Consider the following 23,456-nt stretch of genomic DNA (forward strand, 5'->3'; position numbering starts at 1 on the left):
CCGGTAGGTCATGACCAGACCAACAATCGGACACGATGAACGGGCATTGGCAATCTCGGCCTAGGCTCTGGCCCGTGAGTGAATCAACTCAGACCGTCCGTGGCAACGCCCGGCACGAGGTACCCGACCCGCTGCGCGAGGACGTGCGTCTGCTCGGCGGGCTGCTCGGCAGGATCCTCCGCGAGGACGGGGGCCAGGATCTCCTGGACGACGTCGAGCGGCTCCGCGAGCTGACCATCCGCGCCTACGGCGATCCGTCGCCGCACGCCCTCGACGAGGCCGCCGCCGTCGTGGCGTCCTTCTCCGTGGAGCGCGCCGAACAGGTCGCCCGCGCGTTCACCTGCTACTTCCACCTCGCGAACCTCGCCGAGGAGTACCACCGCGTCCGCGTGCTGCGCTCCCGCGAGGCCGAGACACGCACCGGCCCGGCGGTCCTGGAGGACACCATCCCGGCGGCGTTCGCGCGGCTCACCGAGGAGGTGGGCCGGGACGAGGCGCTGCGGCGGCTCGGCGAGCTGGAGTTCCGCCCGGTCCTGACGGCGCACCCGACCGAGGCCCGGCGCCGGGCCATCAGCGGGACCATCCGCCGGCTGTCGGACCTGCTCGCCGAGCGGGACACCCGCCGGCTGGGCGGGGTGACCCTCGCCGAGAACGAGCGGCGCATCCTCGCCGAGATCGACACCATGTGGCGCACCGCCCCCGTGCGGACCAGCAAGCCGTCGGTGATCGACGAGGTCAAGACCGTCATGGGCGTGTTCGACGCCGTCCTCGCGGACGTCTTCGGCGACGTCTACCGGCGGCTCGACGACTGGCTGCTGGCCGACGAGGCCGGCCGTGCGACGCCCGTCGCGAAGCCGTTCGTCAAGCTCGGCACCTGGATCGGCGGCGACCGTGACGGCAACCCGAACGTCACCGCCGAGATCACGCGCCAGGCAGCCACCCTCGCCTCGGACCACGCGCTCGCGGCACTGGAGCGGCTCGCCGTCGAGACCGGCCGCAAGCTCACGCTCGACGCCGAGGGCACCACGCCGTCGTCCGGCCTGAACGCCCTGTGGCAGCGGATCCGCCAGATGTCGGAGGACGTCGCGCGGCGGGCCCAGGAGGCCTCGCCCAACGAGCCGCACCGGGCCGTCATGCTCGCGCTCGCCGAGCGTCTCGCCGCCACCCGGACGCGCAACGCCGACCTCGCCTACGCGAACGCCGAGCAGTTCGAGGCGGACCTCCTCGTGGTGCAGGCCTCCCTCGTGGCGGCGGGCGCGGCCCGCGCGGCCTACGGGGACCTGCAGCGGCTCGTCTGGCAGGTGCAGACCTTCGGGTTCCACCTCGCGGAGCTCGAGGTGCGGCAGCACTCGCAGGTGCACGCCGCAGCGCTCGACGAGATCCGCGAGCTCGGCGTCGACGGCGCGCTGAGCGACCGCACCCGCGAGGTGCTGGACACCTACCGCGCGCTCGGGGCCATCCAGCGCCGGTTCGGGGAGCGGGCCGCGCGGCGCTACATCGTGTCGTTCACGCAGGCGCCCGAGCACCTCGCCGCCGTCTACGAGCTGGCCGCCCACGCCTTCGCGGACGACCCCGGCAGCGCACCCGTGATCGACGCGATCCCGCTGTTCGAGACCTTCGCGGACCTGCAGAACGCGGTGTCGATCCTGGACTCGATGCTCACGCTCCCCGCCGTGCAGAAGCGCCTGGCGGAGAACGGCCGGCGCGTCGAGGTCATGCTCGGCTACTCCGACTCGTCCAAGGACGTCGGACCGGTCGCGGCGACGCTCGCGCTGCACGACGCCCAGTCGCGCATCGCCGAGTGGGCGCGGTCCAACAACCTCACGCTCACGCTGTTCCACGGCCGCGGCGGCGCCCTCGGGCGCGGCGGCGGCCCGGCCAACCGCGCGGTGCTGGCCCAGCCGCCGCACTCCGTGGACGGCCGGTTCAAGCTGACCGAGCAGGGCGAGGTCATCCTGGCCCGGTACGGCGACCCGGTCATCGCGTCCCGGCACATCGAGCAGGTGGCCGCCGCGACGCTGCTCGCGTCCGCGCCGTCGGTCGAGGCCGTCAACGAGAACGCGACGGCGAAGTACGCCGACCTGGCGGCGTCGCTCGACGCGGCCTCCCGGACCCGTTTCCACGAGCTCGTGAAGGCCGACGGGTTCCCGCAGTGGTTCGCGCAGGTCACGCCCCTGGAAGAGGTCGGCCTGCTGCCCATCGGGTCCCGTCCCGCCAAGCGGGGCCTCTCGGTGAACTCGCTCGACGACCTGCGCGCCATCCCGTGGGTGTTCTCCTGGTCGCAGGCCCGCATCAACCTTGCCGGCTGGTACGGCCTGGGCACGGCGCTCGCCGCGTGTGGTGACGTCGAGCTCCTGCGGTCGGCGCGCACCGAGTGGCCGCTGTTCGCGACGCTGCTCGACAACGTGGAGATGTCGCTCGCCAAGACCGACGAGCGCATCGCCGCGCAGTACCTGGCGCTGGGCTCGCGCGACGACCTGGCCGAGATGGTGCTCGACGAGCTGCGCCTCACCCGCGAGTGGGTGCTGAAGATCAGCGGCAACGCCTTCCCCCTGGAGAGCAAGCGCGTGCTGGGGCGGGCGGTGCAGCTCCGCTCGCCGTACGTCGACGCCCTCTCGCTGCTCCAGGTCCGCGCCCTGCGCGGCCTGCGCACCGGGTCGGACGGCGGCTCCGCGGTGGACGGCGACTACGCCGGACGGCTGCAGCACCTGCTGCTGCTCACCGTGAACGGGGTCTCGGCGGGCCTGCAGAACACGGGGTGACGGCCGGGTCTGGTTGGGCCGGGCTGGGCGGGTCTGGTCTGGACCGGGCGGGTCTGGACTGGGCTGGACTGGGCTGGGCTGAACCGGGCTGGACTGGGCTGGACTGGGCTGGGCTGAACCGGGCTGGACTGGGCTGGACTGGGCTGGACTGGGCTGGGCTGAACCGGGCTGGACTGGGCTGGACTGGGCTGATCTGAACCGGGCCCGGTCTGAACTGGGCTGATCTGAACCGGGCCGGTCTGAACTGGGCTGATCTGAACCGGGCCGGTCTGAACTGGGTCGGTCTGAACTGGGTGGGTCTGGGCTGGGCGGGTCTGAACCGAACCCGAGATCGGTCCCTTGCCCGGCCCCGCTCACAGTGTTCGGTCCGTTGCCCCGAGATCGGTCCATCGAGCGACCGATCTCGGGGCAACCGACCGAACACTGTGAACATGGTGGTGCACAGGACCGAACCTGGAACGCGTCCCGGGGGACGTGGAGAGCGAGCGACAGGGCGTCGGGAGCGAGTGACCGGGCGTCGGGAGTGAGCGACAGGACGTCGGGAGCGAGTGACAGGACGTCGGAAGTGAGCGACAGGGCGTCGGAAGCGACCGACAGGACGTCGGGAGCAACCGACGAGGTGGAGGACCGATGGGAGAGACGATGAGCGCGACCCTGATCGGGACGTCGCACGGGACCGACGATCCTGCCGGGCAGGCCGCCGTGCGCGCCCTGCTCGACGGCGTCCGCGCGGCCCGGCCCGGGCTCGACGTCCGCGAGGCGTTCGTGGACGTGCAGCAGCCGGAGGTCGGCGAGGTCCTCGCCGAGGCGGTCCGGGACGCCCGAACCCGCGCTGGCCGGCTCGGGGACGCCGACGGACCGGTCGCCGTCGTCGTGCCGCTGCTGCTGTCCACGGGGTACCACGTGCGGCACGACATCGCGCAGGCCGTCACCTCGGTCGACGGGTCCGCCGCCGCCGAACCGCTCGGCCCGCACCCCCTGCTGGTCGACATCCTGGCAGACCGTTACGCCGCCGCCGAGGCGGCGCACGGCCCCTTCGGCCCCGACGACGCCGTGGTGCTCGCCGCCGCCGGTTCGTCGGTGGCCGCCGCCGCGACCGCGGTCGAGGAGGTCACGAGCGCCCTGGCCCAGCGGCTGGGCCGGCCGGTGACGCCGTCGTACGGGGCCGGTGCGGAACCCCGCGTGCCCGACGCGGTAGCCGCGGCGCGCGCGGGAGGGCCGGGTTCGGCGCGCGTGATCGTCGTGTCGTACCTGCTCGCACCGGGGTACTTCCTGGACCGCGTGCTGGAGGCGGGCGCCGACGTCGTCACCGACCCGGTCGCCGGCCCGGCCGGGGCCGGCAAGCCCGACCCGCGACTGGTCCAGGTGGTGCTGGACCGCTACGACGCGGCCGCCGGCGCCTGACGGTCACGCCCAGCCGAAGGCCGCCCGGACCCGGTCCACGCTCGACCGCAGGCCCCACCGCGTGGTCAGGGCCTCCAGCGCCTCGGCGTCGGCAGGGGCCTGGGGCACGGCCGGGTCGAACACGGGCAGGGGTGCGTCCCGTGCCACCTGCACGACGACGGGCGCGACCCGGAGGTACTCGTCGGCCTCCTGCAGCCGGCGGCGCTGGGTCGCGGTGAGGCCCGGGTCGCCGTCGTCCCGCGCGGCCAGGATCCCGGCCAGGGTGCCGTACCGGGCGAGCAGCTTGGCCGCCGTCTTCTCCCCGATGCCGGGCACCCCCGGCAGGCCGTCGCTGGGGTCGCCACGCAGCGTCGCCATGTCGGCGTACGCCTGCCCCGAGGCGACGTCGTACCGCGCGGCCAGCCGCTCCTCGTCCACCACGTCGGGATCGCGGACGCCGCGCGCGGGGTAGAGCACGCGGACACCGGCGGCGTCGTCGACGAGCTGGAAGAGGTCCCGGTCCCCGGTGACGATGTCGACCGGGCCTGCGCCCTCCGTGACCGCACGTGCGGTCAGGGTGCCGATGACGTCGTCCGCCTCGTAGCCCGGGACGCCGACACGGGCGATGCCGAGCGCCGCCAGCACGTCCACGATGACGGGGACCTGCGCGAGCAGGTCCGCCGGCACCTCCTCGACGCCCGTGGTGCCGGGCACCTCCTGGGCCACACGGTGGGCCTTGTAGCTGGGGATCGCCGCAACGCGGAAGGCGGGCCGCCAGTCGTCGTCCCAGCACGCGACCAGGCGGTCCGGGCCGTGCGTCGTGGCGAGCCACGCGATCGTGTCCAGGAGGCCGCGGACGGCGTTGACCGGCGTGCCGTCGGGCGACCGCAGCGAGTCGGGCACACCGAAGTACGCCCGGAAGTACAGCGAGGCGGAGTCGAGGAGCATGAGGCTCATGCAGCGAAGCCTGCCATGCCCCACTGACACGCCGCCCGGCGACCGACCGGCCGGTGAGCGGTCAGGCGAACAGCCCGCCCACGGCCACGCCCGCGGCCGCCGCGAGCACCGTCACGAGCAGCGTGCCCAGGGCGCCGGCCACGGCGAGCCGGAGCCGGCCCGACTGCGCCAGGCGCACCGACTCCACGGTGGCCGTGGAGAACGTGGTGTAGCCGCCGCACAGGCCCGTCATCAGCGCGAGCTGCAGCAACCGCGCGTCCTCGACCGATATCCCGTACCGCCAGAGGCCGGCCAGCGCGGCCGAGAACACGCCGATGAGGAACGAGCCGGTCACGTTCACCACGAACGTGCCCCACGGGAAGCCGCCGCTGTGCCGGGCGCGGATCTCGCCGTCCACCATGAACCGCGCGGCGGCGCCGACGCCACCGCCGACGGCCACGACCAGGAACGCGAGCACGGCGTCACCTCTCCTTCCGGCGCCGGTCGGCGCGGGCCGCGAGCGCGATGCCGCCCAGGCAGGCGACCGTGCCGCCCGCCAGGGTGAGCGCGACGTAGAGCAGGGCGAGCCACCCCAGCCCCGCGCCCAGCAGCTGCTGGGTCTCCAGCGCGAGCGCCGAGTACGTGGTGAACCCGCCGAGCACTCCCGTGCCGATCCCGAGCCGGATCTTGCGGCGCCGGACGGTCTCGCGGCCGCGCCGGGCGAGTGCCTCCAGGAGGTAGCCGAGGGCGAGCGCGCCGAGCACGTTGACGACGAGCGTGCCGATCGGGAACCAGAGCACCGTCTGGCCGGCGTCCGGGAACAGCAGCGTCAGTGGCGACAGCAGGATCATGGCCCACGTGCCCAGGAGGTGCCGCGCGACCGATCCGCAGGCCCCGCCGAGCGCGACGAGACCGACGTACCGCCAGTCCCGGTGCGGTGCTCGTGCCACGCGGTGGATCCCCTCCTGGGTGCTCGACAGGTCCGAGGAGAATCTAGCGCTCACGGGGCGGAGGCCGTCTCGGGGAGGATCACCACGGGGCGGGCCTGGTTGTGCACGAGCCGCCCGGCCACCGTCCCGCCCACGAGGTTGGTGGTCCATCCGCGCAGGCCGGAGCGGTGGGCGCCGACGACGATCATGACCGCCTCCACCTCGTCGGCGACCCGCCCCAGCTCGACGGCCGGGTCACCGGCGCCGCGCAGCGCGCTCCAGGGCAGACCGACGTCGGCCATCGCCCGGTTCAGCCCGGCGAGGACGTCGGCCCCGTAGGCATCGGAGGGCACGGCGATGTCCGGGTCCACCGACACGGTGAACCCCCGTGAGTCCGAGACGGCGGTCTCGTCGACCCACACACAGACGAGCTCGATCAGGCTTCCACCCAGGGACTGGACGAGCGACGCTGCTCGCCGGGCCAGCTCCGGGTGCTTGTGGTCCACGCCGACCACCACGGATCGCACAGTCACCCTTGTGAGGGTATTGCCAAACGGCTAGTCGAGGTGGTCCGGCAGGCCGAATCGGGAGAACCACTTCTCCGTGTCGAGAAACGTGGTGATGCCGGTGATGTGCGCGCCGTCGTTCTCCAGCACCACGATCCCCCACGGGAAGTGGCCGCCCTTCGGGTCCCGCCGGTACTGCGCGAACCCGGGGGCGCCGTTCACGTGGATCGGCACGCAGCGCGAGCCCTCGCACTCGTTGCCCGGCCCGAGCATCCAGGCCTGGATGTTCTCGATACCCTCCAGCCACATGGCGTACGGCGGCATGTTCATGACCGCGTCCTCGCGCAGCAGGTTGGCCAGCGCCGCCATGTCGTACCGCTCGAACGCCGCGACGTAGCGCTCCAGCAGATCGGACTCGTCGGCCGTCGCGGGGGACGGCGCGGCGCCGGACCGGTCCGGCGCCTTGTCGGCGAGGGTGGCGCGGGCGCGCTGGAGCGCGCTGTTCACCGAGGCCACCGAGGTGTCCAGCAGCGTGGCCACCTCGGACGCCGGCCAGCGCAGCACCTCGCGCAGGATGAGCACCGCGCGCTGCTTGGCGGGCAGGTGCTGGAGTGCCGCGACGAAGGCGAGCCGGACCGACTCCCGGGCCACGGTGGTGTCGGCCGGGTCGCTCGCGCCGGGCAGCACGTGCTCGGTCGGTACCGGCTCCACCCAGGCGTACTCGGGCAGCACGGTCGCGAGGCTCTCCTCGACCGGGTCGGCGGCGGCGCCGAGGCCCATGGGCCGTTCCCGCTTGGCGCGGCTGGACCCGAGCTGGTCGAAGCACACGTTGGTGGCGATCCGGTACAGCCATGTCCGGAGGGATGAGCGGCCCTCGAACCGCTCGTACGACCGCCATGCGCGCAGGAGGGTCTCCTGCACCGCGTCGTCGGCGTCGAACGCGCCGCCGAGCAGCCGGTAGCAGTATCCGGTGAGCTCGCGGCGATAGGTCTCGAGCTGTGCCGAGAGCTCGTCCGTCGCCACGGCCGCACCCGCGCTCTGCCCAGGATGTGACGCTGTCTGTGCCATGGATCACACGGTACGCGGCACCACTGACACGCTCACCGGTGATTCGTCCGGGACCGAAGACGGCGGCCGAAGTTCACCCCACCGGTCAGGTCAGGTCGAGCTCGAACCAGACGGTCTTGCCCGTGCGCCGGTTCACCCGGCCCGCGCGGGGGCGGTCCGTGGCCGGCGGCACGCCGTGCCGGTCCACGCCCCACCGCGAGGCCAGGCGTTCGAGGAACTGCACGCCCCGCCCGCCGAACTCGGTCACCGCCGGGTCGCGCAGCTCGGGCTGGACCACCGACGAGTCCCGCACCCCGACCCGCAGCTTCTCCAGGTCGACCTCCACCGTCGCGGTGAACGGAGCCTGCCCGTGGTCGACGGCGTTGGTCAGCACCTCGGAGGTCAGCAGCATCACGGTGCGCCGCAGCGGCATGGGCACCCCGCAGCTCTCCAGCACGTCGTCCACCCAGATCCGGGCGGGCCCGACGTCGCACAGCGACGGTGCCAGCTTGCGTTCCGCCGTGGCGGGCCGGCCGAGCGAGGGCGGGCCGGACGGCGCCGTCGCCCGCACCCGCACGGCGAGCACGGCGACGTCGTCCCGCTGGTCGTCCGACGCCAGGCGGCGCACCAGGGTGACCGGCAGCGCGGCCGTGGCCGTGTCGCCCAGCATGCCGAGCGTCTTCTGGAGGCGGTTCAGCCACTGGTCGGGCGTGGTTCCGCGCTGCTCGGCGAGCCCGTCGGTGTAGAGCAGCAGGGTGTCACCGGGCCGCAGGGTCGCCACGTGGTCGGTGCGTTTCGCCGTGGGGCGGATGCCGAGCATCATGTCCGGCAGCGCAGAGAGCCGTTCCACGCTCCCGTCCTGCCGCAGCACGAGCGGCGGCGGGTGACCCGCGGTGGACCAGGTGAGCTGGTAGCCGCCTGGGACACGTTCCAGCCGGGCCACCACGGCGGTCCCGCTGGCGAGCAGCCCGAGGCCCGAGTTGGCCTTGTCTAGCAGCGACAGCAGCGCCGACGGCGACTCGTCGTGGCTCCACGCGAACGCCCGCAGCAGCGACCTGAGCTGACCCATCTTGGCGGCCGCGCGCATGTCGTGCCCGGTCACGTCGCCGATCATGAACATGGTCGTGTCGTCGTCCACGGCCACGGCGTCGTACCAGTCACCGCCGATCTGGTCCGAACGGGTGGCGGGCGAGTACGTGGCCGCCATGTCGAGGTGCGGCACCTCGGGCAGGCGGCTGAGCATGGCCCGCTGCAGCGTCTTGGCGGACTCGCGGCGTTCCTCCAGCAGCCGCGCCCGCTCGAGCGCGTGGCCCGTGTAGTGCGCGAGGCCCGTCTGCAGGGCGTACGAGTCCTTGTCGGGTCCCCGGTCGCGCTCCCACGCCAGCATGACGACGGCGACCACGGCGCCGGCCGTCACGACCGGCAGGAACGCCCGGGCCTCGACGTCCGGGTCGCAGTACTCCCGGAACCCGGGGTACGCGGCGTGCATCTCCTCGCTCGTCCGGAAGAACAACGGCCGGCCGGTGCGGGCCGCCTCGGCCAGCGGCCGGTGGTCGTCCAGCTTGGCCTGCCGGAACCGCTGGGGGAACTGTGGCTCCGCGTGGACGAGGGAGCGGTAGGTGACGCCCCGGCCGTCGGCGTCGGCCACGGCGAAGGCGCAGTACCGGGCCCCTATCCCGGCGGTGGCGACCTCGATGATCACCTCCTCGACCTGGTCCATCGTGTTCGCGTTGGCGAACGCCTCGCTCAGCGACAGCAGGAACCGGCTGCGCCGGTTGGCCCGGACGGCGGTCTCCTGGATGCGCCGGGCGCGCTCCCGTTCGGCCCGCAGCCGCAGCTCGGCCGTGCACGACGCCGCGAGGTCGGCGAGCGAGTCCAGGTCGTCGCCGGACCACTCGCGCGGCTCGTCCACCACCGCGCACAGCGCGCCGACGGCGCGGCCCCGCAGGTCGAAGACGGGATACCCCGCGAGCGCGACGAGGCCCATCTCGCGCACGAGGTAGGTGTCGCGCAGCGTGGGGTCGAGGCGGGCGTCCGCCGTGACCACCGGCTCACCCCGGGTGGTGATCACGCTGGTGACGGTCCCGGGGTGCTGGAGCAGGCGCTGGGACTGCATCGGCTCCGGCATGCCCGACGCCCCGGCGAGCACCTGGCCGTCCCGGACCACGAAGTACACGACGGCAGCCGGAACCCTCAGGTGGCGCCGGACCAGGCGGGCGAACCGGTCGAATGCCTCGTCAGCGGTAGGTGATCCAAGACCGACGTGCTCGAGGTCTCGCAACGCCTGGAGGTCCGTCGGCATCTGCTCAGTATTGCGAGAGAAGTGCGCGTGCGCGATAGATGTACCGGATGTGTCCCTTTTGCACTGAGCGGGTAGTCTGCGGGGCTTACGGTCACACTTCGAGGAGACCGCGCTGGTGCGCGAGACTCACCGCCTCCGCCCGTCCCGAGGCGCCGAGCTTGGCCATCAGGTTGGACACGTGCACGCTCACCGTCTTGGTCGAGATGAACAGGCGCTCGCCGATCTGCCGGTTCGACAGCCCCTGTGCGACCAGGCCGAGCACCTCCTCCTCCCGTTCGGTCAGGGTGGACGCCGTCGCCCGGCGGACGCCCGGCAGGTCGAGCCGTGCCCGCCGCGCCAGGGCCCGGACGGCGTCGGCCAGCGGCCGCGCCCCCATGTCCTCGGCCTCCGAGAGAGCCTCGGCCGCCTCGACCTCGGCTGCCCCCCGCTCGCCGGCGCCGAGGAGCGCCTCCGCCCAGCGGTAGCGCGAGCGCGCCACCTCGTAGCGGTAGCCGAAACCGAAGGCGTTGACCGTCTTCTGCCAGGCGTCGGCCGCCTCGCGCCACAGCGTGGCCGCTCGTCCTTCGTCGCTCTCGCCCGCGGCGAACCCCGTCACGGCATGCAGGCGGGCGTTCTCCGCGGCGGCCCGCTGCAGCCAGGCTCGCCCCTCGGGGCCGAGCACGCCGCCGCGCGGGCGGCCCCGCTGGGCCGTCTCGCGGGCGACGGCGAGGAGCGCGTCACCGCGGTCCAGCCGCGCGCCGGCGCGGGTCTCGACCGCCGCGGCGGCCGCAGAACCGGGCGCTCCCGCCCGTCCCGCGGTGCGCTCGGCCTCGGCTGCGTCCGCCAGGGCGGCGATGGCCAGCGTGGACAACCAGATCCGCCCGAGGAACACCTCCGTCCACACCTCGCCCAGGTGATCGGTGATGCGCTCGGCCAGCGCGGCGGCGTCGTCGTACCGGCCGGCCCAGGTCAAGGCATCGACCAGGCTTCCTCCGCCGATGAGGGCGATCTGACCGTCGCTGCCCCAGTGGTCGATCAGCGCCTCGCCGCGCTCGATCGCGTCCTCGTCGCCCCGCGCGACCGCCGCGTACATCCGGGTCGCGTCCATGACGTGCCGGGACGTGGCCGGCACGCCCGCGCTGCTGCGTTCGGTGAGGTCTCCGCGGAAGTAGAGCATGACCTCCTGGAGGATCCGCAGGTTGACCGTGGGCGTGCTCCACGCCAGGCCGAGCTCGTCCGCCCGGGCCAGCGCGTGCCGCGCCCGCTGTTCCGCGGCCTCCAGCTCCCCCGCGTAGAACCGGTTGGCCGTGCCGCTGTACAGGGTGCGCATCTCCGTGAGCACGTCCCCGGCCTCGACGGCCGCCGCGCGCGCCTCGTCGAGGGTCGCCGAGGCCCGGTCCGGGTCCGCGACGTCGAGGACCGCGAGGGTGGACAGGGCGATCGCGAGGGCCCCGGCCTGGCCGGTCTCGCGCGCCTCCTCGACGGCGCACTCGGCGTACGAACGGGCGTCCTCGTCCAGGTCGATGATCATCGCGAGCCGCGCCAGCAGGGCGTTGGTCCAGATCCGGTCGGGGCTGCGCGGCGTCAGCACCGCCAGCGCGGCGCGCAGGTCCGTGATGGTGGTCTCGACCTGGCCGGGCGTCTCGTCCCACGTCGGCAGGTCGAGGTACCGGTGCACCAGCACGTGCTCCAGCGCTGCCCGGCGCACCGGGTCGTCGACGCCCTCGACCGCGCGCCGCGTCAGCTTCACCGCGCGCATCGCGTCACCGGCCCGGGCGGCCGCCTCGCCGGCGGACAGGGCGACGTCGACCCGGTCGCGGCCGATCCGCTGCTCGGCGTCCGGCACCGACTCCCACAGGGACAGGACCTGCTCCCAGTGCCGCAGCTCCTCCTCGGGCGCGAGCAGGCGGCGGGCGCGCAGCGCGGCGTCCTGCGAGGCCGTGAGGGCGGCGGGCAGGTCGTGACCCTCGAAGGCGTGGTGGGCGCGCTCCGCGGCGCTGCCGACCGGCATGCCGTCCGGCCCGTCCTGCTCGATCACGGCGAGGTAGGCGCGGTGCACCGCCGAGCGCTCGCCCGGCAGGAGGTCCGCGTACAGGGCCTCGGCCAGGAGCGCGTGCCGGAACTCCAGGTGCGCACCCGACACCACGAGCACCTGCTGGGTCACGGCCTCGCGCAGGGCGGCGTCGACGTCCGGTGCGCCCGACCGGGCGGCGGCCGCCCGCAGCAGGTCCTCCCGGACCCGGCGCCCGGCGACCGACGCGATGCGCAGCACCTGCTGCACCTCGGGGTCCAGCCGTTCGAGCCGGGTGCGGAGCACCTCGGTCAGCGTCCAGGGCAGGCTCGCGGAGTCCGGACCCGCGTCCAGCAGCTCCTCGGCGAAGAACGCGTTGCCCTCGGACCGGTCCAGCACCTCGGCGAACCCGGCGGGCGGAAGGGGCCGCCCGGCCAGGGCGGTGGTGAACTCGCGCAGCTCGTCCGCGTCGAACGGCTGCAGGTCCATCCGCTCCACGTGCTCGAGCCGGGACAGCTCGGCGAGCAGCGGGCGCAGCGGATGACGCCGGTCGACGTCGTCCGACCGGTAGGTGACCACCAGGAGGACGTGCTCCGACCGGGCGCGGGCGGCGAGGAAGCGGAGTACGTCCCGGGTGGACGCGTCGGCCCAGTGGGCGTCCTCGACCACCAGGACCAGGGGTCGCTCGGGTGCGCCGGCGACCGCCAGGCTGCGCGCGATCCCCTCGAAGAGCTGGAGCCGTTCGTCGTGGTCGGCGTCGCCGCCACCGCCTGGTTCCAGCAGCCGCCACAGCGCCGGCCGCTCCTTGACCAGGTCGGCCACGCGCGCGGCCGCCTCGGGCCCCGCGGCCCCGGCCTGGAGCTGGGTCAGCGCGTCCGTGAACGGCAGGTACGGGATGCCCACCTGCCCCAGGTCCACGCAGTGCACGACGACGGCGCTGGCCCCCGCCTGCTCCGCCGCCTGGGCGACGTGGCTGATCAGCCGGGTCTTGCCGATGCCGGCGTCACCGCCCACGAGCGTGAGGCCCGGTCGGCCCGCCGAGGCGCGCCCCACCGCCAGCAGGAGGGAGGCAACCTGCTCCTGCCGGGAGACCAGAGGGATCGTCGTGGACCGTCGCACCTGCACATCGTGCCACCGGTCACCGACACTCCCCCTGGCCTTTTCTGCCCCGACGCCCGCCTCCGTCATGCGAACAGGCCGTGACGTGCGGCCGGTGCCGGGCGCATGCCCGCGATGCCCTCCTGGATCTGCTCCGCGCGGCTCCGGTGCTCGGTGCGCCGGCCCGCCCGGTGCCGGGCGCCCTGGTCGGCCCGGCGCTCGGCGCGCCGGCCGGCCCGGCCCTGGTCGTCGGTCCGCCGGCCGCCCCATGCCTTGCGCAGCTCGGCCTGCCGGTACTCGATCTCCGCCTCGGCGGCGGGTCCCCACAGCGACATGATTCCTCCTGGTGCCCCGGCGGGCCGTGCGCCCGTCCGGCTGATGAGGAAGACACTCGTCCTGAGGTCCCGGCCCGTGGATCGGGCGATCGGGCAGTCCTGGCCGGCCGGGTACCTCAGGCGGCCGTCTGAGGTACCCCTGAGGTGGTCCGCGCGGCCTGAGGTGCCGCGTACCGGGCGAGATCCAGGCGCTTCACAGGCGCACTATTGCGATCCACGTCACACCGGACGCACACTGGAACAAGTAGCGGACCCAATTCGGGGGTGGATCGTGACCGGAACCGAAGCTGGAACGTACGACATCTTGCCCATGCTGGGGCGTGGGAAGCACCGCAACCCCAAGAAGGGCGCGTGCTTCATGGAGCTCGCCTCCTTCCTCGCGGGGGAGAAGTGGAGCGACCACCCCGCCTGCACGCACCCGCTGATCGCGATGCTGGCGCGCGCGGTGAACGACCTCACCGCGGACCACGCGCGTCCGCGGCTGGCGCCGCTCATCCCGTCGGTCATCGGCCTGACCAGCACCGATCCGCGCTGGGACGTGCGTATCGCGCTGCGCGCCGCGCAGACGGCGCTGCCGATCTCGCCCGCCGACCGCCAGCAGACGCTCGCCGTGGCGATCCTCGGGTCGGAGCGGATGCTCGACGTGCTGGAGGACAGGCCGGCCGGGACCCTCGCGCCGGAGAGCAAGGACGCGCTCGCGGCCGTGCCGAAGACGGCGGCCTGGGCCGAGCGGTTCTGCGCGGGCACGAGCGTGCGGCCCAAGCGGTTCGTCCGTGACGCCGCGCCGAGCGTCGTCTCCACCGCGGTGCAGGGCATCTCCGAGGCCTTCGTCCCCGACGTGGACGCACGCCTGCGCGAGCTGCTCGCCGCCACCATCGCCGATGCGCGCCGCTGGGCCGGCACCGCGGACGCCGACGCCCGCACGCTGGACCCGCTGGCGTGGGGACCGGTGGTGAAGGCGGCACCCTCCGCCTGACACCGGCCGACGAAAGGACGGGCCGGGGCGCACCAGGGGGCGCCCCGGCCCGCGTCGTGCCCGGCCTGACCCGGACGAGTTCTCCCGGCCTGTCGATCGGGACCCCACGAGATCGTCACCCCGGTGTCAGACAGACACCGACCGGAGGACAGAACCATGCGATACACCATCCTGCTGCACTACCCGGAGATGACGCCGGAGCACCTCGGCGAGGACGCCCTGGCCGAGGGTCAGCGCGCGTTCGCCGCCTACGCCACCGCGCTGGACCAGGCCGGGGTGCTGCTGTCGGCGGAGGTGCTGCAGCCGTCGTCGGCCACCACCACCGTCACGGTGCGCGACGGCGAGCTGCGCGTCCAGGACGGCCCGTTCGCCGACACCAAGGAGCAGCTCGGCGGCACGTTCGTCGTCGACGTGCCGGACCTGGACGCCGCGCTCGCCTGGGCGCAGAAGGCGCCTTCGGTCCAGTGGGGCACCGTCGAGGTGCGCCCGAGCGCCACCCACTTCGAGAACGGCACGTGGACGCGCTGACCGACCGCGCCGGCGTGCGGGCTGCCGCGGACGCGGCGGCCCGCACGTCGTACGGCCGCCTCCTGGCTCTGCTCGCGGCGCGGGACGGCGACATCCAGCGCGCCGAGGACGCCCTCGCCGACGCGTTCGAGCAGGCTCTGCGGCACTGGCCCGACGACGGCGTGCCGCGCAACCCGGACGGCTGGCTCCTCACCGTGGCCCGCAACCGGCTGCGGGACCTCTACCGCTCCGCCGCGCACCGGACCACCGCGCCGCCCGATGCCGGACCCGAGCCCGCCGCGCCGCCCGACCTGCCCGACCCCGACGCGATCGGGGACCGCCGGCTGGAGCTCATGTTCGTCTGCGCCCACCCCGCGGTGGAGGCGGGGATCCGCACCCCGCTCATGCTGCAGACCGTGCTCGGCGTCGAGGCCCGGGACATCGCGGCGGCCTTCGCCGTGCCCGCGCCGACCATGGCGCAGCGGCTGGTCCGGGCCAAGCGCCGCATCCGTGACGCACGGATCCCGTTCCGCGTCCCGGGCCGCGCCGAGATCCCGGACCGGCTGCCGCCCGTGCTGGAGGCGGTGTACGGCGCCTACGCGATCGACTGGCGGGGCGCTGCGCCCGAGGTCCGCGGCTCCCTCACCGGTGACGCCCTCGCGCTCGCGCTCCTCCTGGCGCACCTGCTGCCTGAGCCCGAGGTGCTCGGGCTGGCCGCGCTGCTCTGCTTCTCCGTGGCGCGCGCCGACGCACGCGAGGTGGACGGCGCCTTCGTCCCCCTCGACGAGCAGGACGTCACGCTGTGGGACGGTGCGCTGATCGAGCGCGGGGAGGCGCTGCTCCGGCGCGCGCTGACGGCACCCGGCGCGGGGCCGCCCGGCCGGTTCCGGCTGGAGGCGGCGGTCCAGTCCGCGCACTGCGCCCGCGCCCGGACGGGGCGTACCGATTGGCCCGCGCTGCTCACCCTGCACCGGGCGCTCCTGCGCGTCGCCCCGACGCTCGGCGGGCGCGTCGCGCTGGCCGCCGTGCTCGGCCGGGTCGAGGGGCCGGCGGCGGGACTCGCGGAGCTGGACGCCACGGTGTCGGACCCGGCGGCAGGCCGGTTCCAGCCGCTGTGGGCCACGCGGGCGCACCTGCTCGCGTCGTCGGGCGCGACCGGGGCGGCCCGCACCGCGTACGCGAAGGCGCTGTCCCTCACCACCGACCCCGCGCTGCGCGCGTTCGTGGCCGCGCGGGCGGCCGCCGTCGGGTGAATTCCCGGCGCGGCCGTCACAGACCGCCGGGTCGGGGCCTCCCTCCCAACGAAACACGCTTCCCGTGCGTCCCTGTCATCCGAGGGCTGCCCGCACGAGGAGCCAGGGAACGGGGAACCACCATGACCACGAGGACAGCAGCGGTCACCGGCAGCGACGTCGCCGGGATCGAGCGTGATCTGCGGCGCATGGAGCTGCTGAACCGGCGTGAGCACAAGATCCGTGCCGCCGGCCGTGCGGTGCCGGCGTTCTCCTCCCTGCAGCTCGCCACGCGCTCCCGGGACCGGCTGCGGTACCGGGACGCGTGACGGCGGCGGGCGGGGCCGCAGATCCAGGGGGTTCGGCGGCCTCGCTCCCATCGAGCAGCATTTCTCTGTGCCATTTCACCCAGGCTTGCCCCGTTTGACCCAATGTTTTCCACGTGGCGACCATGACGAGCCCCTTAGGCTCCTGGGCATGAGCGGATACTCGTCTCCCCACCCGCCAACGGAAGGTCATGCACCGGTCCCGCCGCCACCTGGGGGATACGCCGCACTGCCACCGGAACCCGGGTCCCCCGTGCCTCCGCCGCCTGCTCCGCGGCGGTCGGGCCGGCTGGCCCTGATCATCGTCGGCGTCGTGGTCCTGCTCGCCGCCGCGGGCGCCGGGTTGTGGTTCCTCCTGCGCGAGCCGCCGGTCCCGGACCCGGCGCCCGCCGCCGAGCAGCTCGCCGCGGCGCTCCAGGCAGGCACCCCGGCGGACGTCCCGCTGGCCCTGGAGACCTCCGCGTCCCCGGACGAGCAGTACGCCCAGGTGTTCGAGCAGCTCCGCGCCGCGGTCGGCGAGGACGCCGGGACCGTCGAGGTCAAGGACGTGACCCCGGTCGAGGAGGGCGACGGCGGCACCGCGACGGCCACCGCGACCCTCGCGTGGAGCTGGCCCGTGGCGACCGAGGCCGCCTGGGACTACGAGACCGTCGTGCCGCTCACCTACCCCGGCGCCACCGACGGCGAGGCCGGCGAGTGGCAGGCGACCTGGAGCACCGGCGTGCTGGTCCCCGGGCTGGAGCCGGGCGAGCGGCTCGCCGTCGAGCGCACCGAGCCCGCCCGCGGCGAGATCGTCACGACCACCGGCGAGACCCTGGTGGGCATCACGCCCGTGCACCACGTGGGCATCGACAAGACCCGGCCGGGCTGGGACACCGCTGCCCAGCCGCTCGGCACCGTGCTGAAGCTCGACCAGGAGACCACCGAGAGCATCGCCGCACAGGTCCGGTCCGCCGGGGACAAGGCGTTCATCGAGGTCATCACCATCCGCGACGGCGACCCGGAGTACGACTTCGACGCCGCCATGGCGATCCCCGGCGTCGTCGGCATCCCGGACGAGGTGCCGCTGGCCCGGAGCCGCGACTTCGCACGGGGCGTCCTGGGCACGGTCGGGGAGGCGACGGCGGAGATCATCGAGGAGTCGGAGGGCACCGTCCAGCAGGGCGACGTCGTGGGCCTCTCCGGTCTCCAGGCCGCCTACGACGAGCAGCTGCGCGGCGTGCCCGGCCTGGCCGTGACCATCGAGCCCGCCGAGGGTGGCGAGGGCCGCGAGGCGTTCACCATCGAGAAGAAGGACGGCGAGCCGCTGACGGTCACGCTCGACCCGGCGACCCAGCTCCGTGCCGAGTCGGCGCTCGCCGACATCACCGACCTGGCCAGCGCCATCGTCGCGATCAAGCCGTCGACGGGCGAGGTGCTCGCGGTCGCGTCCGGCCCGGGTTCCGAGGGGTACAACACGGCCACGCTGGGCCAGTACCCGCCGGGGTCCACGTTCAAGATCGCGACGTCGCTCGCCATGCTCCGGTCCGGCGTCACGCCGGACACGCCCCTGGCCTGCACGCCGACCATCGCCGTCGAGGGCCGCGAGTTCCGGAACGTGCCCGGCTACCCGGCGTCCGCCACGGGCGACGCGGTGCCGTTCGGGACGGTCTTCGCGAACTCGTGCAACACCGCGTTCATCGCCCAGCACCAGGCGATCAGCCAGCAGCAGCTGCACGACGCCGCGGCGTCGCTCGGCCTGGGCGTCGAGGCCACCGCGCTCGGCGCGGCGGGCACGATGGGTGACGTGCCGACCGACTCGACGGGCACGGAGCACGCGGCGTCGATGATCGGCCAGGGCCAGGTGCTGGCGACGCCGCTGGCCATGGCGACCGTGGCCGCGAGCGTGTCGGCGGGGCACACCGTCTCCCCGTGGCTGGTGCAGCCCGAGGACGGGAAGGCGCCCGAGGCGCCGTCGGGCGACCTGACCGCGGACGAGGCGGCCACGCTGCGCGACCTGATGGGCGGGGTGGTGCGCGAGGGCTCCGGCACCGCGCTGCAGGGCGTGCCCGGCATCGTGGGCGCGAAGACCGGTACCGCCCAGTTCGGCGACGGGTCCAAGGCGCACGTGTGGACGGTCGCCATCGCGAACGACCTGGCCGCGGTCGTGTTCATCGAGGAGGGCGAGCTCGCCTCGACGGCGGCGGCCCCGGTGATGCGCGAGTTCCTGACGAACGGCTGACCCCGGACACGAACGGACCCCCGGCCACCAGGTGGCCGGGGGTCCGTTCGTGTCCGGGCGGGGCGGGGACTCAGCCCTTCCAGCCGGCCTCGGTGCAGGTGTTCCGGTAGGACGTGATGGCCGTCGTGACCGCGCTGGGCCGGGCGATGGAGCCGTCGAGCGCCTGGTCGAACGGTGCGCGGATCGCCTCGAGGTGGGCGATGCTGACCTCGTCCGACTCGCCGATGATCAGGCCGATGCTCTTGCTGATGCTGCTCGCGGAACCGGTGCGCTCCTCGTCGAGCGGGGCCCGGACCGCCGGCGCGAGGGCCGTGATGTTGGTGACCAGCGGACCCGAGAAGAAGGCGCTGCACGCCTCCACCAGGTTGTACTTGCCGGTGCTGATCGGAGCCTGGATCGCCTCCGACGAGGGCTCGGCCTCCTGCTGGACCTCTTCTCCCGAGGGCATGAAGTCGTTGGCCATGTCCTCGAGGGCCGCGCATCCGGACAGCAGGAGTGCGCAGGAGACCAGTGCGGCCGCGCCCCAGTTCTTGCTGGTGCTCACGATCTACTTCCCTCACGTCAACGGTTCTCAGGAGTGCGGTCCGTCGCACCCGCCCGCGAGTCTAGCGTCACGCCCGTGCCGCACCGCCAATCGCTCCGGGAGGTGCTCCGGGGGCGCTCCCGGGGTGCGATCGACCGTGGTTCCCGGGGTGCTGCCGGGTCGCGGCGGCGCCCCGGACGCCCAGGTCACCGGGGTGGCCTGGGCGTCCGGACCGGCGTCAGCGGTCGCCGTCGGCCGCCGGCCGGTCCTGCGGGGCAGGGGGTGCGTCGGGCGCCGCCGGACCGGCCGCGGTCCCGGTGCCCGGGTGAGCGTTCGGGTACGGGTCCGCCGAGCGGAGCACGGCGAGCCGTGAACGGTACTCGGCCTCGTCGATCTCCCCGCGGGCGAAGCGGGTGCCCAGCAGCGTCACCGGGTCCGCCCCGGCCGCCGCGTGCGCGGACCACGGCCCGCCCCAGCCGCCGCGCGGGCCGCGCCGGGCCCGCCGGGCGATCAGGAAGACCACCGTCGCGAACAGCAGGAACCACAGCAGCGGGAAGATGAAGAAGAACGGGCCGGGTCCGCCCCAGCCGTAGTGGGGCCCGTTGGCGAGGACCTCCGTCGTCGCGGTGAGCATGTCGACCTCCAGTGGGTTGGGCCGGTCGTTCCGGCCTCACCACCAGGCTGCCGTCGCGCGGCGGCAGGGTCGTCAGTCCTGTGTACCCGGCCCGGTACACCCGTGGTGCCGGCTGGTCCTGCGGCTGCGCTGCGGGCGGGTGCCTCGTTCCTCAGCCCCCACCCTCCGCTGCGCCTCCGGCCCAGGCTGTGCCGGTGCCGGCCGGTCCTGCGGCTGCGCTGCGGGCGGGTGCCTCGTTCCTCAGCCCCCACCCTCCGCTGCGCCTCCGGCCCAGCCGGGGCGCACGAGGCCCGCCTCGTACGCGAGCACCACGAGCTGCGCGCGGTCGCGCGAGCCCGTCTTCATGAGCACCCGCGAGACGTGCGTCTTCACCGTCGACTCCGACAGGTACAGCCGCGCCGCGATCTCGTCGTTGGCGAGCCCGCCCGCCACCTCGACGAGCACCTCGCGCTCGCGCGGCGTGAGCTCCGCCAGCGCGGGCAGCGGGCCGACCACCCGGGTCGCGTCGGCGACCCGCGCGAGCAGCCGTCGCGTCACCGTCGGCGACAGCAGCGCGTTGCCCGACGCCGCGACCCGCACCGCCCGCACCAGCTCCGCCGGCTCCGTGTCCTTGACCAGGAAGCCGGACGCCCCGGCCCGGATCGCGTCGGTGACGTACTCGTCCAGCTCGAACGTCGTCACCACCACCACGTGCACCCCCGCGGCGCGGGGTTCGGCGATGATCCGGCGCGTCGCCGCCAGCCCGTCCATGCCCGGCATGCGGATGTCCATGAGCACCACGTGGGGCAGGTGGTCGAGGGTGAGCGCGACGGCGTCCTCGCCCGTCGCGGCCTCCGCGACGACCCGCATGTCGTCCTCGGAGTCGATCAGCGCGCGGAAGCCGCCGCGCACCAGGGCCTGGTCGTCGGCGAGCAGGACGTCGATCATGCGGTCTCTCCCGGTTCGGGGGTGTCGGACGGCGGTGCAGCCGCCGGGTCGGGCGACGGCGCGACGGCGCCGCCGGGACGCTCCGGGCGGGCCGCGGGGACCGGGAGCCTGGCCAGCACCAGCCAGCCGGTCCCGTCCGGACGAGGACCCACGGTGAGGGTGCCGCCGGCACCCTCCACACGTTCGCGCATCCCCAGCAGGCCGTAGCCCGGCTCCGCGGGTGCACCGGCCGGGGCGCCGTCGTCGGCCACCGTCACCTCCAGGCGGTCACCCCTGGTCAGCCGCACGGTGACCCGGCCGGCCGACGTCGCGTGCCGGCGCACGTTCGTCAGCGACTCCTGGACCACCCGGTGCACGACGCCCATGAGGTGGTCGGGCAGGTCACCGACGTCGGGCGGCAGGTCGACGGCCACGTCCAGACCCTCGGCGCGGGCCTGGTCGGCCAGGCGGTTCAGCGCCGTGAGGTCCCACGTCGGGGTGAGCGGGGCGCCGTCCTCCCGGACGATCCCCAGCACCGTGCGCACCTCGGCCAGCGCGTCCCGGCTGGTGTCCCGGATGTTCGTCAGCGCCTCGCGGGCCTGCCCCGGGTGCTTCTCCAGCAGGTGCAGGCCCACCCCGGCCTGCACGTTGATGGCGGACAGGGAGTGGGCGAGCACGTCGTGCAGCTCGCGGGCGATCCGCAGCCGTTCCGAGGCCACGGCGGTGCGCTCCCGTTCGGCCGCTGTCTCGCGAGCGGCGGCCCGCGCGGCGACCCGTCGTGCCGCCCGGTCCCGCACGGCGCTCGCGACCAGCAGCACGACGGCGAGCCACGCGGCCCCGGCGACCAGGGACCCGGTGGTGAGGAACCACGCGCCGTCGTCGGCCCAGCCCGGGCCGTGGAACGGCGGGCCAGGAGGTCCCCACTCGCGGGGCAGGTCCGGCGGGTTGTCGCGGAGCTGCTGCTCCAGCCGCGGCGCGAGCAGCGTGGCGACCGTTCCCACGCCCCCGGCGAGCAGTGCGGCGCCGGACCAGGCGATCACCCGCGCGCGGCGGGCCGTCCCGCTGAGCATCACGCCGGCGAGCACCGCGACCGGTCCCAGCAGCACGGGCCCCCACGCCCGGCCGAGCAGCAGGAACGTCAGCGCCGCGGCGACGGACACCACCGTGGCGAGCGCCGGCCGGCGGGGCAGGAGGAACACGAGCGCGGCAGGCGCCACGAGCAGCAGGAGCAGGCCGGCCAGGCCGGGCTGGACGGCCCAGGCCTGGTCCCGCGCGGCGGCGACCGAGCCCAGCGTGCTGAGCACGGTCACGGCGACCGCGACGAAGACGCGCGGCCGCAGGCGGTCGAAGGGCCCGGGGGCGACGGGGTCCGGGTCGCGCACGGGTCGGGTGGTGCCCAGCATGCTCGCACGCTACGCCGGGCCGGGCGCCGCCGCGTCGGACCGGGGTACCACCGCGTGTCCCCCTCCGGTGCCGCGCCGTCGTGCTCGGCACGAGGTCAGGTGATCGGTCGTCCGAGCTACCGACCACACATCGCGCCGACCACTCTCGTCCTTACGGGACGGGGTCCTGGTGTCAGGCGAAGCGGGCGGTGCGCTCCTGCACCCGGCCTGCGCCGCGGCCGGCGTCGGCGGCCGGGTCCCAGGTGTAGACCTCGGTGCCGGTGATGAAGACGCGCTCGGCGCGCTGGTCGGTGTCGAGCGGGTCGCCGGACCAGAGCACGACGTCGCCGTCGAGCCCCTCCTTGATCGACCCGACCCGGTCGTCGAGGCGGAGGAACGACGCGGGGTTGGCCGTGATCGTGGCCAGCGCGGTCTCGCGCGGGAGCCCGTCGCGGGCGGCGAACGACGCCTGGTGCACGAGGAAGTTGATGGGGATGACGGGGTGGTCGGTCGTGATCGCGACGCGCACGCCGGCCGCCGCCATCGCGGCGATGTTGCGGTTCGCGCGGTGCCGCACCTCGACCTTGGACCGGGAGACGAACATCGGGCCGTAGATGACGGGGATGTCCTTCTCGGCGAGGACGTCGGCGACCAGGTGGCCCTCCGTGCCGTGGTTGATGACGAGCCGGTAGCCGAACTCCTCCGACAGGCGGATCGCGGTGGCGATGTCGTCGGCGCGGTGCGTGTGCTGGTCCCAGGCGAGCTCGCCGGCGAGCACCCGGGCGAGCGTCTCCTTGCCCAGGTCGCGGTCGAAGGGCTTGCCCTCTTCCGCGGCGGCGTCGCGCTTCGCCGCGTAGTTCTGGGCATCGACGAACGCCTTGCGGATCACGTTCGCGACGCCCAGGCGGGTCGAGGGGAGCTGCTTCTTGTCCCCGTACACGCGCTTCGGGTTCTCGCCGAGCGCGCTCTTGACGGACACGGAGTCGCTGATCACCTGCTCGTCGATCGTGCGGCCGCCCCACGTCTTGATCGCGACGGTCTGGCCGCCGATCGGGTTGCCCGAGCCCGGCTTGATGACCGCGGTCGTCACACCGCCCGCGAGGGCGTCGCGGAAGCCCTCCTCGTCGATCTGCACGGCGTCGATGGCCCGCAGCGCGGAGCCGTTCGGGTCCGTCATCTCGTTGGTGTCGTTGCCGGCCCAGCCCTCGCCCTCCTCGTGGATGCCGATGTGGCCGTGCGCCTCGACGAAGCCGGGCAGCAGCCACCTGCCCTGGGCGTCGATGGTCTCGACGCCGTCGGGCACGACGACGTCCTGTCCGACGGCGGTGATCACGCCGTCCTCGATGAGCACGGTGCCGTCCTCGATCGGGGCGGAGGCGACGGGGACCACGTAGGCGTGGGTGATGGCGATGCTGGAGCGGGTTGTCATGGGTACATCATTACCCAAGGTAACGACGGCAA

General features: G+C 74.3%; 20 protein-coding genes. 7 read left to right on the forward strand and 13 right to left on the reverse strand.

Annotation, left to right across the window (positions count from 1 at the left end):
* Positions 1-35 precede the first annotated feature (35 nt).
* Entirely contained in the window at positions 36-2,762 is a 2,727-nt protein-coding gene (locus ACIG47_RS01770) for a phosphoenolpyruvate carboxylase (protein WP_397429353.1), read from the forward strand.
* Positions 2,763-3,404: 642 nt separating this feature from the next.
* Positions 3,405-4,166, forward strand: coding sequence for a sirohydrochlorin chelatase (locus tag ACIG47_RS01775; protein WP_397429354.1), 762 nt, complete (start codon positions 3,405-3,407; stop codon positions 4,164-4,166).
* A 3-nt stretch (positions 4,167-4,169) separates the two neighbouring features.
* On the opposite strand, the gene ACIG47_RS01780 is transcribed toward ACIG47_RS01775, so the two are convergent.
* From ACIG47_RS01780 to ACIG47_RS01815, 8 genes are all read right to left on the reverse strand, one after another.
* Positions 4,170-5,102 (reverse strand): 5'-3' exonuclease H3TH domain-containing protein, encoded by a 933-nt coding sequence (locus ACIG47_RS01780; RefSeq protein ID WP_397429355.1) that lies wholly within the window; start codon positions 5,100-5,102, stop codon positions 4,170-4,172.
* Positions 5,103-5,163: 61 nt separating this feature from the next.
* Complete coding sequence (locus ACIG47_RS01785; protein WP_397429356.1) at positions 5,164-5,559, reverse strand: fluoride efflux transporter FluC; 396 nt, start codon at positions 5,557-5,559, stop codon at positions 5,164-5,166.
* Between the two features lie 4 nt (positions 5,560-5,563).
* Complete coding sequence (locus tag ACIG47_RS01790; protein ID WP_397429357.1) at positions 5,564-6,031, reverse strand: fluoride efflux transporter FluC; 468 nt, start codon at positions 6,029-6,031, stop codon at positions 5,564-5,566.
* Positions 6,032-6,081: 50 nt separating this feature from the next.
* Positions 6,082-6,543 carry a universal stress protein gene (locus tag ACIG47_RS01795; protein ID WP_397419183.1) on the reverse strand — a complete coding sequence of 154 codons (462 nt, stop codon included), beginning with the start codon at positions 6,541-6,543 and terminating at the stop codon, positions 6,082-6,084.
* A 24-nt stretch (positions 6,544-6,567) separates the two neighbouring features.
* Positions 6,568-7,584, reverse strand: coding sequence for a sigma-70 family RNA polymerase sigma factor (locus ACIG47_RS01800; RefSeq protein ID WP_397429358.1), 1,017 nt, complete (start codon positions 7,582-7,584; stop codon positions 6,568-6,570).
* Between the two features lie 85 nt (positions 7,585-7,669).
* Complete coding sequence (locus ACIG47_RS01805) at positions 7,670-9,865, reverse strand: SpoIIE family protein phosphatase (RefSeq protein WP_397419187.1); 2,196 nt, start codon at positions 9,863-9,865, stop codon at positions 7,670-7,672.
* A 91-nt stretch (positions 9,866-9,956) separates the two neighbouring features.
* Positions 9,957-12,974 carry an AAA family ATPase gene (locus tag ACIG47_RS01810; protein ID WP_397429359.1) on the reverse strand — a complete coding sequence of 1,006 codons (3,018 nt, stop codon included), beginning with the start codon at positions 12,972-12,974 and terminating at the stop codon, positions 9,957-9,959.
* 65 nt (positions 12,975-13,039) lie between these two features.
* Positions 13,040-13,288, reverse strand: coding sequence for a hypothetical protein (locus ACIG47_RS01815; protein WP_397429360.1), 249 nt, complete (start codon positions 13,286-13,288; stop codon positions 13,040-13,042).
* Between the two features lie 310 nt (positions 13,289-13,598).
* Here ACIG47_RS01815 and ACIG47_RS01820 point away from each other — a divergent pair, with 310 nt between their 5' ends.
* The 5 genes from ACIG47_RS01820 to ACIG47_RS01840 all read left to right on the forward strand — a co-directional run bounded on the left by ACIG47_RS01820 (position 13,599) and on the right by ACIG47_RS01840 (position 18,550).
* Complete coding sequence (locus tag ACIG47_RS01820) at positions 13,599-14,264, forward strand: hypothetical protein (protein ID WP_397419193.1); 666 nt, start codon at positions 13,599-13,601, stop codon at positions 14,262-14,264.
* Between the two features lie 156 nt (positions 14,265-14,420).
* On the forward strand, positions 14,421-14,792 hold the full coding sequence (locus tag ACIG47_RS01825) for a YciI family protein (RefSeq protein WP_397429361.1): 372 nt from the start codon (positions 14,421-14,423) through the stop codon (positions 14,790-14,792).
* The gene (locus ACIG47_RS01830; RefSeq protein WP_397429362.1) at positions 14,780-16,024 is read left to right on the forward strand and encodes an RNA polymerase sigma factor; all 1,245 of its coding nucleotides are present in this window, start codon (positions 14,780-14,782) and stop codon (positions 16,022-16,024) included. The genes ACIG47_RS01825 and ACIG47_RS01830 overlap by 13 nt, the downstream gene beginning before the upstream one ends.
* A 122-nt stretch (positions 16,025-16,146) precedes the next feature.
* Complete coding sequence (locus ACIG47_RS01835) at positions 16,147-16,332, forward strand: hypothetical protein (protein ID WP_397429363.1); 186 nt, start codon at positions 16,147-16,149, stop codon at positions 16,330-16,332.
* A gap of 250 nt (positions 16,333-16,582) precedes the next feature.
* Positions 16,583-18,550, forward strand: coding sequence for a penicillin-binding transpeptidase domain-containing protein (locus ACIG47_RS01840; RefSeq protein ID WP_397429364.1), 1,968 nt, complete (start codon positions 16,583-16,585; stop codon positions 18,548-18,550).
* A 70-nt stretch (positions 18,551-18,620) separates the two neighbouring features.
* On the opposite strand, the gene ACIG47_RS01845 is transcribed toward ACIG47_RS01840, so the two are convergent.
* From ACIG47_RS01845 to ACIG47_RS01865, 5 genes are all read right to left on the reverse strand, one after another.
* Complete coding sequence (locus ACIG47_RS01845) at positions 18,621-19,094, reverse strand: hypothetical protein (RefSeq protein ID WP_397429365.1); 474 nt, start codon at positions 19,092-19,094, stop codon at positions 18,621-18,623.
* Positions 19,095-19,311: 217 nt separating this feature from the next.
* The gene (locus ACIG47_RS01850; protein WP_397429366.1) at positions 19,312-19,707 is read right to left on the reverse strand and encodes an SHOCT domain-containing protein; all 396 of its coding nucleotides are present in this window, start codon (positions 19,705-19,707) and stop codon (positions 19,312-19,314) included.
* A 240-nt stretch (positions 19,708-19,947) separates the two neighbouring features.
* Positions 19,948-20,634, reverse strand: coding sequence for a response regulator (locus tag ACIG47_RS01855; protein WP_397419206.1), 687 nt, complete (start codon positions 20,632-20,634; stop codon positions 19,948-19,950).
* A complete protein-coding gene (locus ACIG47_RS01860; protein ID WP_397429367.1) occupies positions 20,631-22,016 on the reverse strand; it encodes a sensor histidine kinase in 1,386 nt (461 codons plus the stop codon). Before ACIG47_RS01860 ends, ACIG47_RS01855 begins: the two co-directional genes overlap by 4 nt.
* 172 nt (positions 22,017-22,188) lie before the next feature.
* Entirely contained in the window at positions 22,189-23,424 is a 1,236-nt protein-coding gene (locus ACIG47_RS01865) for an amidohydrolase (protein WP_397429368.1), read from the reverse strand.
* Between the last annotated feature and the right edge of the window lie 32 nt (positions 23,425-23,456).

The sequence above is a fragment of the Promicromonospora sp. NPDC052451 genome, from assembly GCF_044547525.1.
Taxonomy (GTDB): Bacteria; Actinomycetota; Actinomycetes; order Actinomycetales; family Cellulomonadaceae; genus Promicromonospora.

Coding starts and splice junctions, on each gene's coding strand:
- ACIG47_RS01770 (WP_397429353.1), top strand. CDS start 36: ATGAACGGGCATTGGCAATCTCGGCCTAGGCTCTGGCCCGTGAGTGAA.
- ACIG47_RS01775 (WP_397429354.1), top strand. CDS start 3,405: ATGAGCGCGACCCTGATCGGGACGTCGCACGGGACCGACGATCCTGCC.
- ACIG47_RS01780 (WP_397429355.1), bottom strand. CDS start 5,102: ATGAGCCTCATGCTCCTCGACTCCGCCTCGCTGTACTTCCGGGCGTAC.
- ACIG47_RS01800 (WP_397429358.1), bottom strand. CDS start 7,584: ATGGCACAGACAGCGTCACATCCTGGGCAGAGCGCGGGTGCGGCCGTG.
- ACIG47_RS01805 (WP_397419187.1), bottom strand. CDS start 9,865: ATGCCGACGGACCTCCAGGCGTTGCGAGACCTCGAGCACGTCGGTCTT.
- ACIG47_RS01815 (WP_397429360.1), bottom strand. CDS start 13,288: ATGTCGCTGTGGGGACCCGCCGCCGAGGCGGAGATCGAGTACCGGCAG.
- ACIG47_RS01820 (WP_397419193.1), top strand. CDS start 13,599: ATGCTGGGGCGTGGGAAGCACCGCAACCCCAAGAAGGGCGCGTGCTTC.
- ACIG47_RS01825 (WP_397429361.1), top strand. CDS start 14,421: ATGCGATACACCATCCTGCTGCACTACCCGGAGATGACGCCGGAGCAC.
- ACIG47_RS01835 (WP_397429363.1), top strand. CDS start 16,147: ATGACCACGAGGACAGCAGCGGTCACCGGCAGCGACGTCGCCGGGATC.
- ACIG47_RS01850 (WP_397429366.1), bottom strand. CDS start 19,707: ATGCTCACCGCGACGACGGAGGTCCTCGCCAACGGGCCCCACTACGGC.
- ACIG47_RS01855 (WP_397419206.1), bottom strand. CDS start 20,634: ATGATCGACGTCCTGCTCGCCGACGACCAGGCCCTGGTGCGCGGCGGC.
- ACIG47_RS01860 (WP_397429367.1), bottom strand. CDS start 22,016: ATGCTGGGCACCACCCGACCCGTGCGCGACCCGGACCCCGTCGCCCCC.
- ACIG47_RS01865 (WP_397429368.1), bottom strand. CDS start 23,424: ATGACAACCCGCTCCAGCATCGCCATCACCCACGCCTACGTGGTCCCC.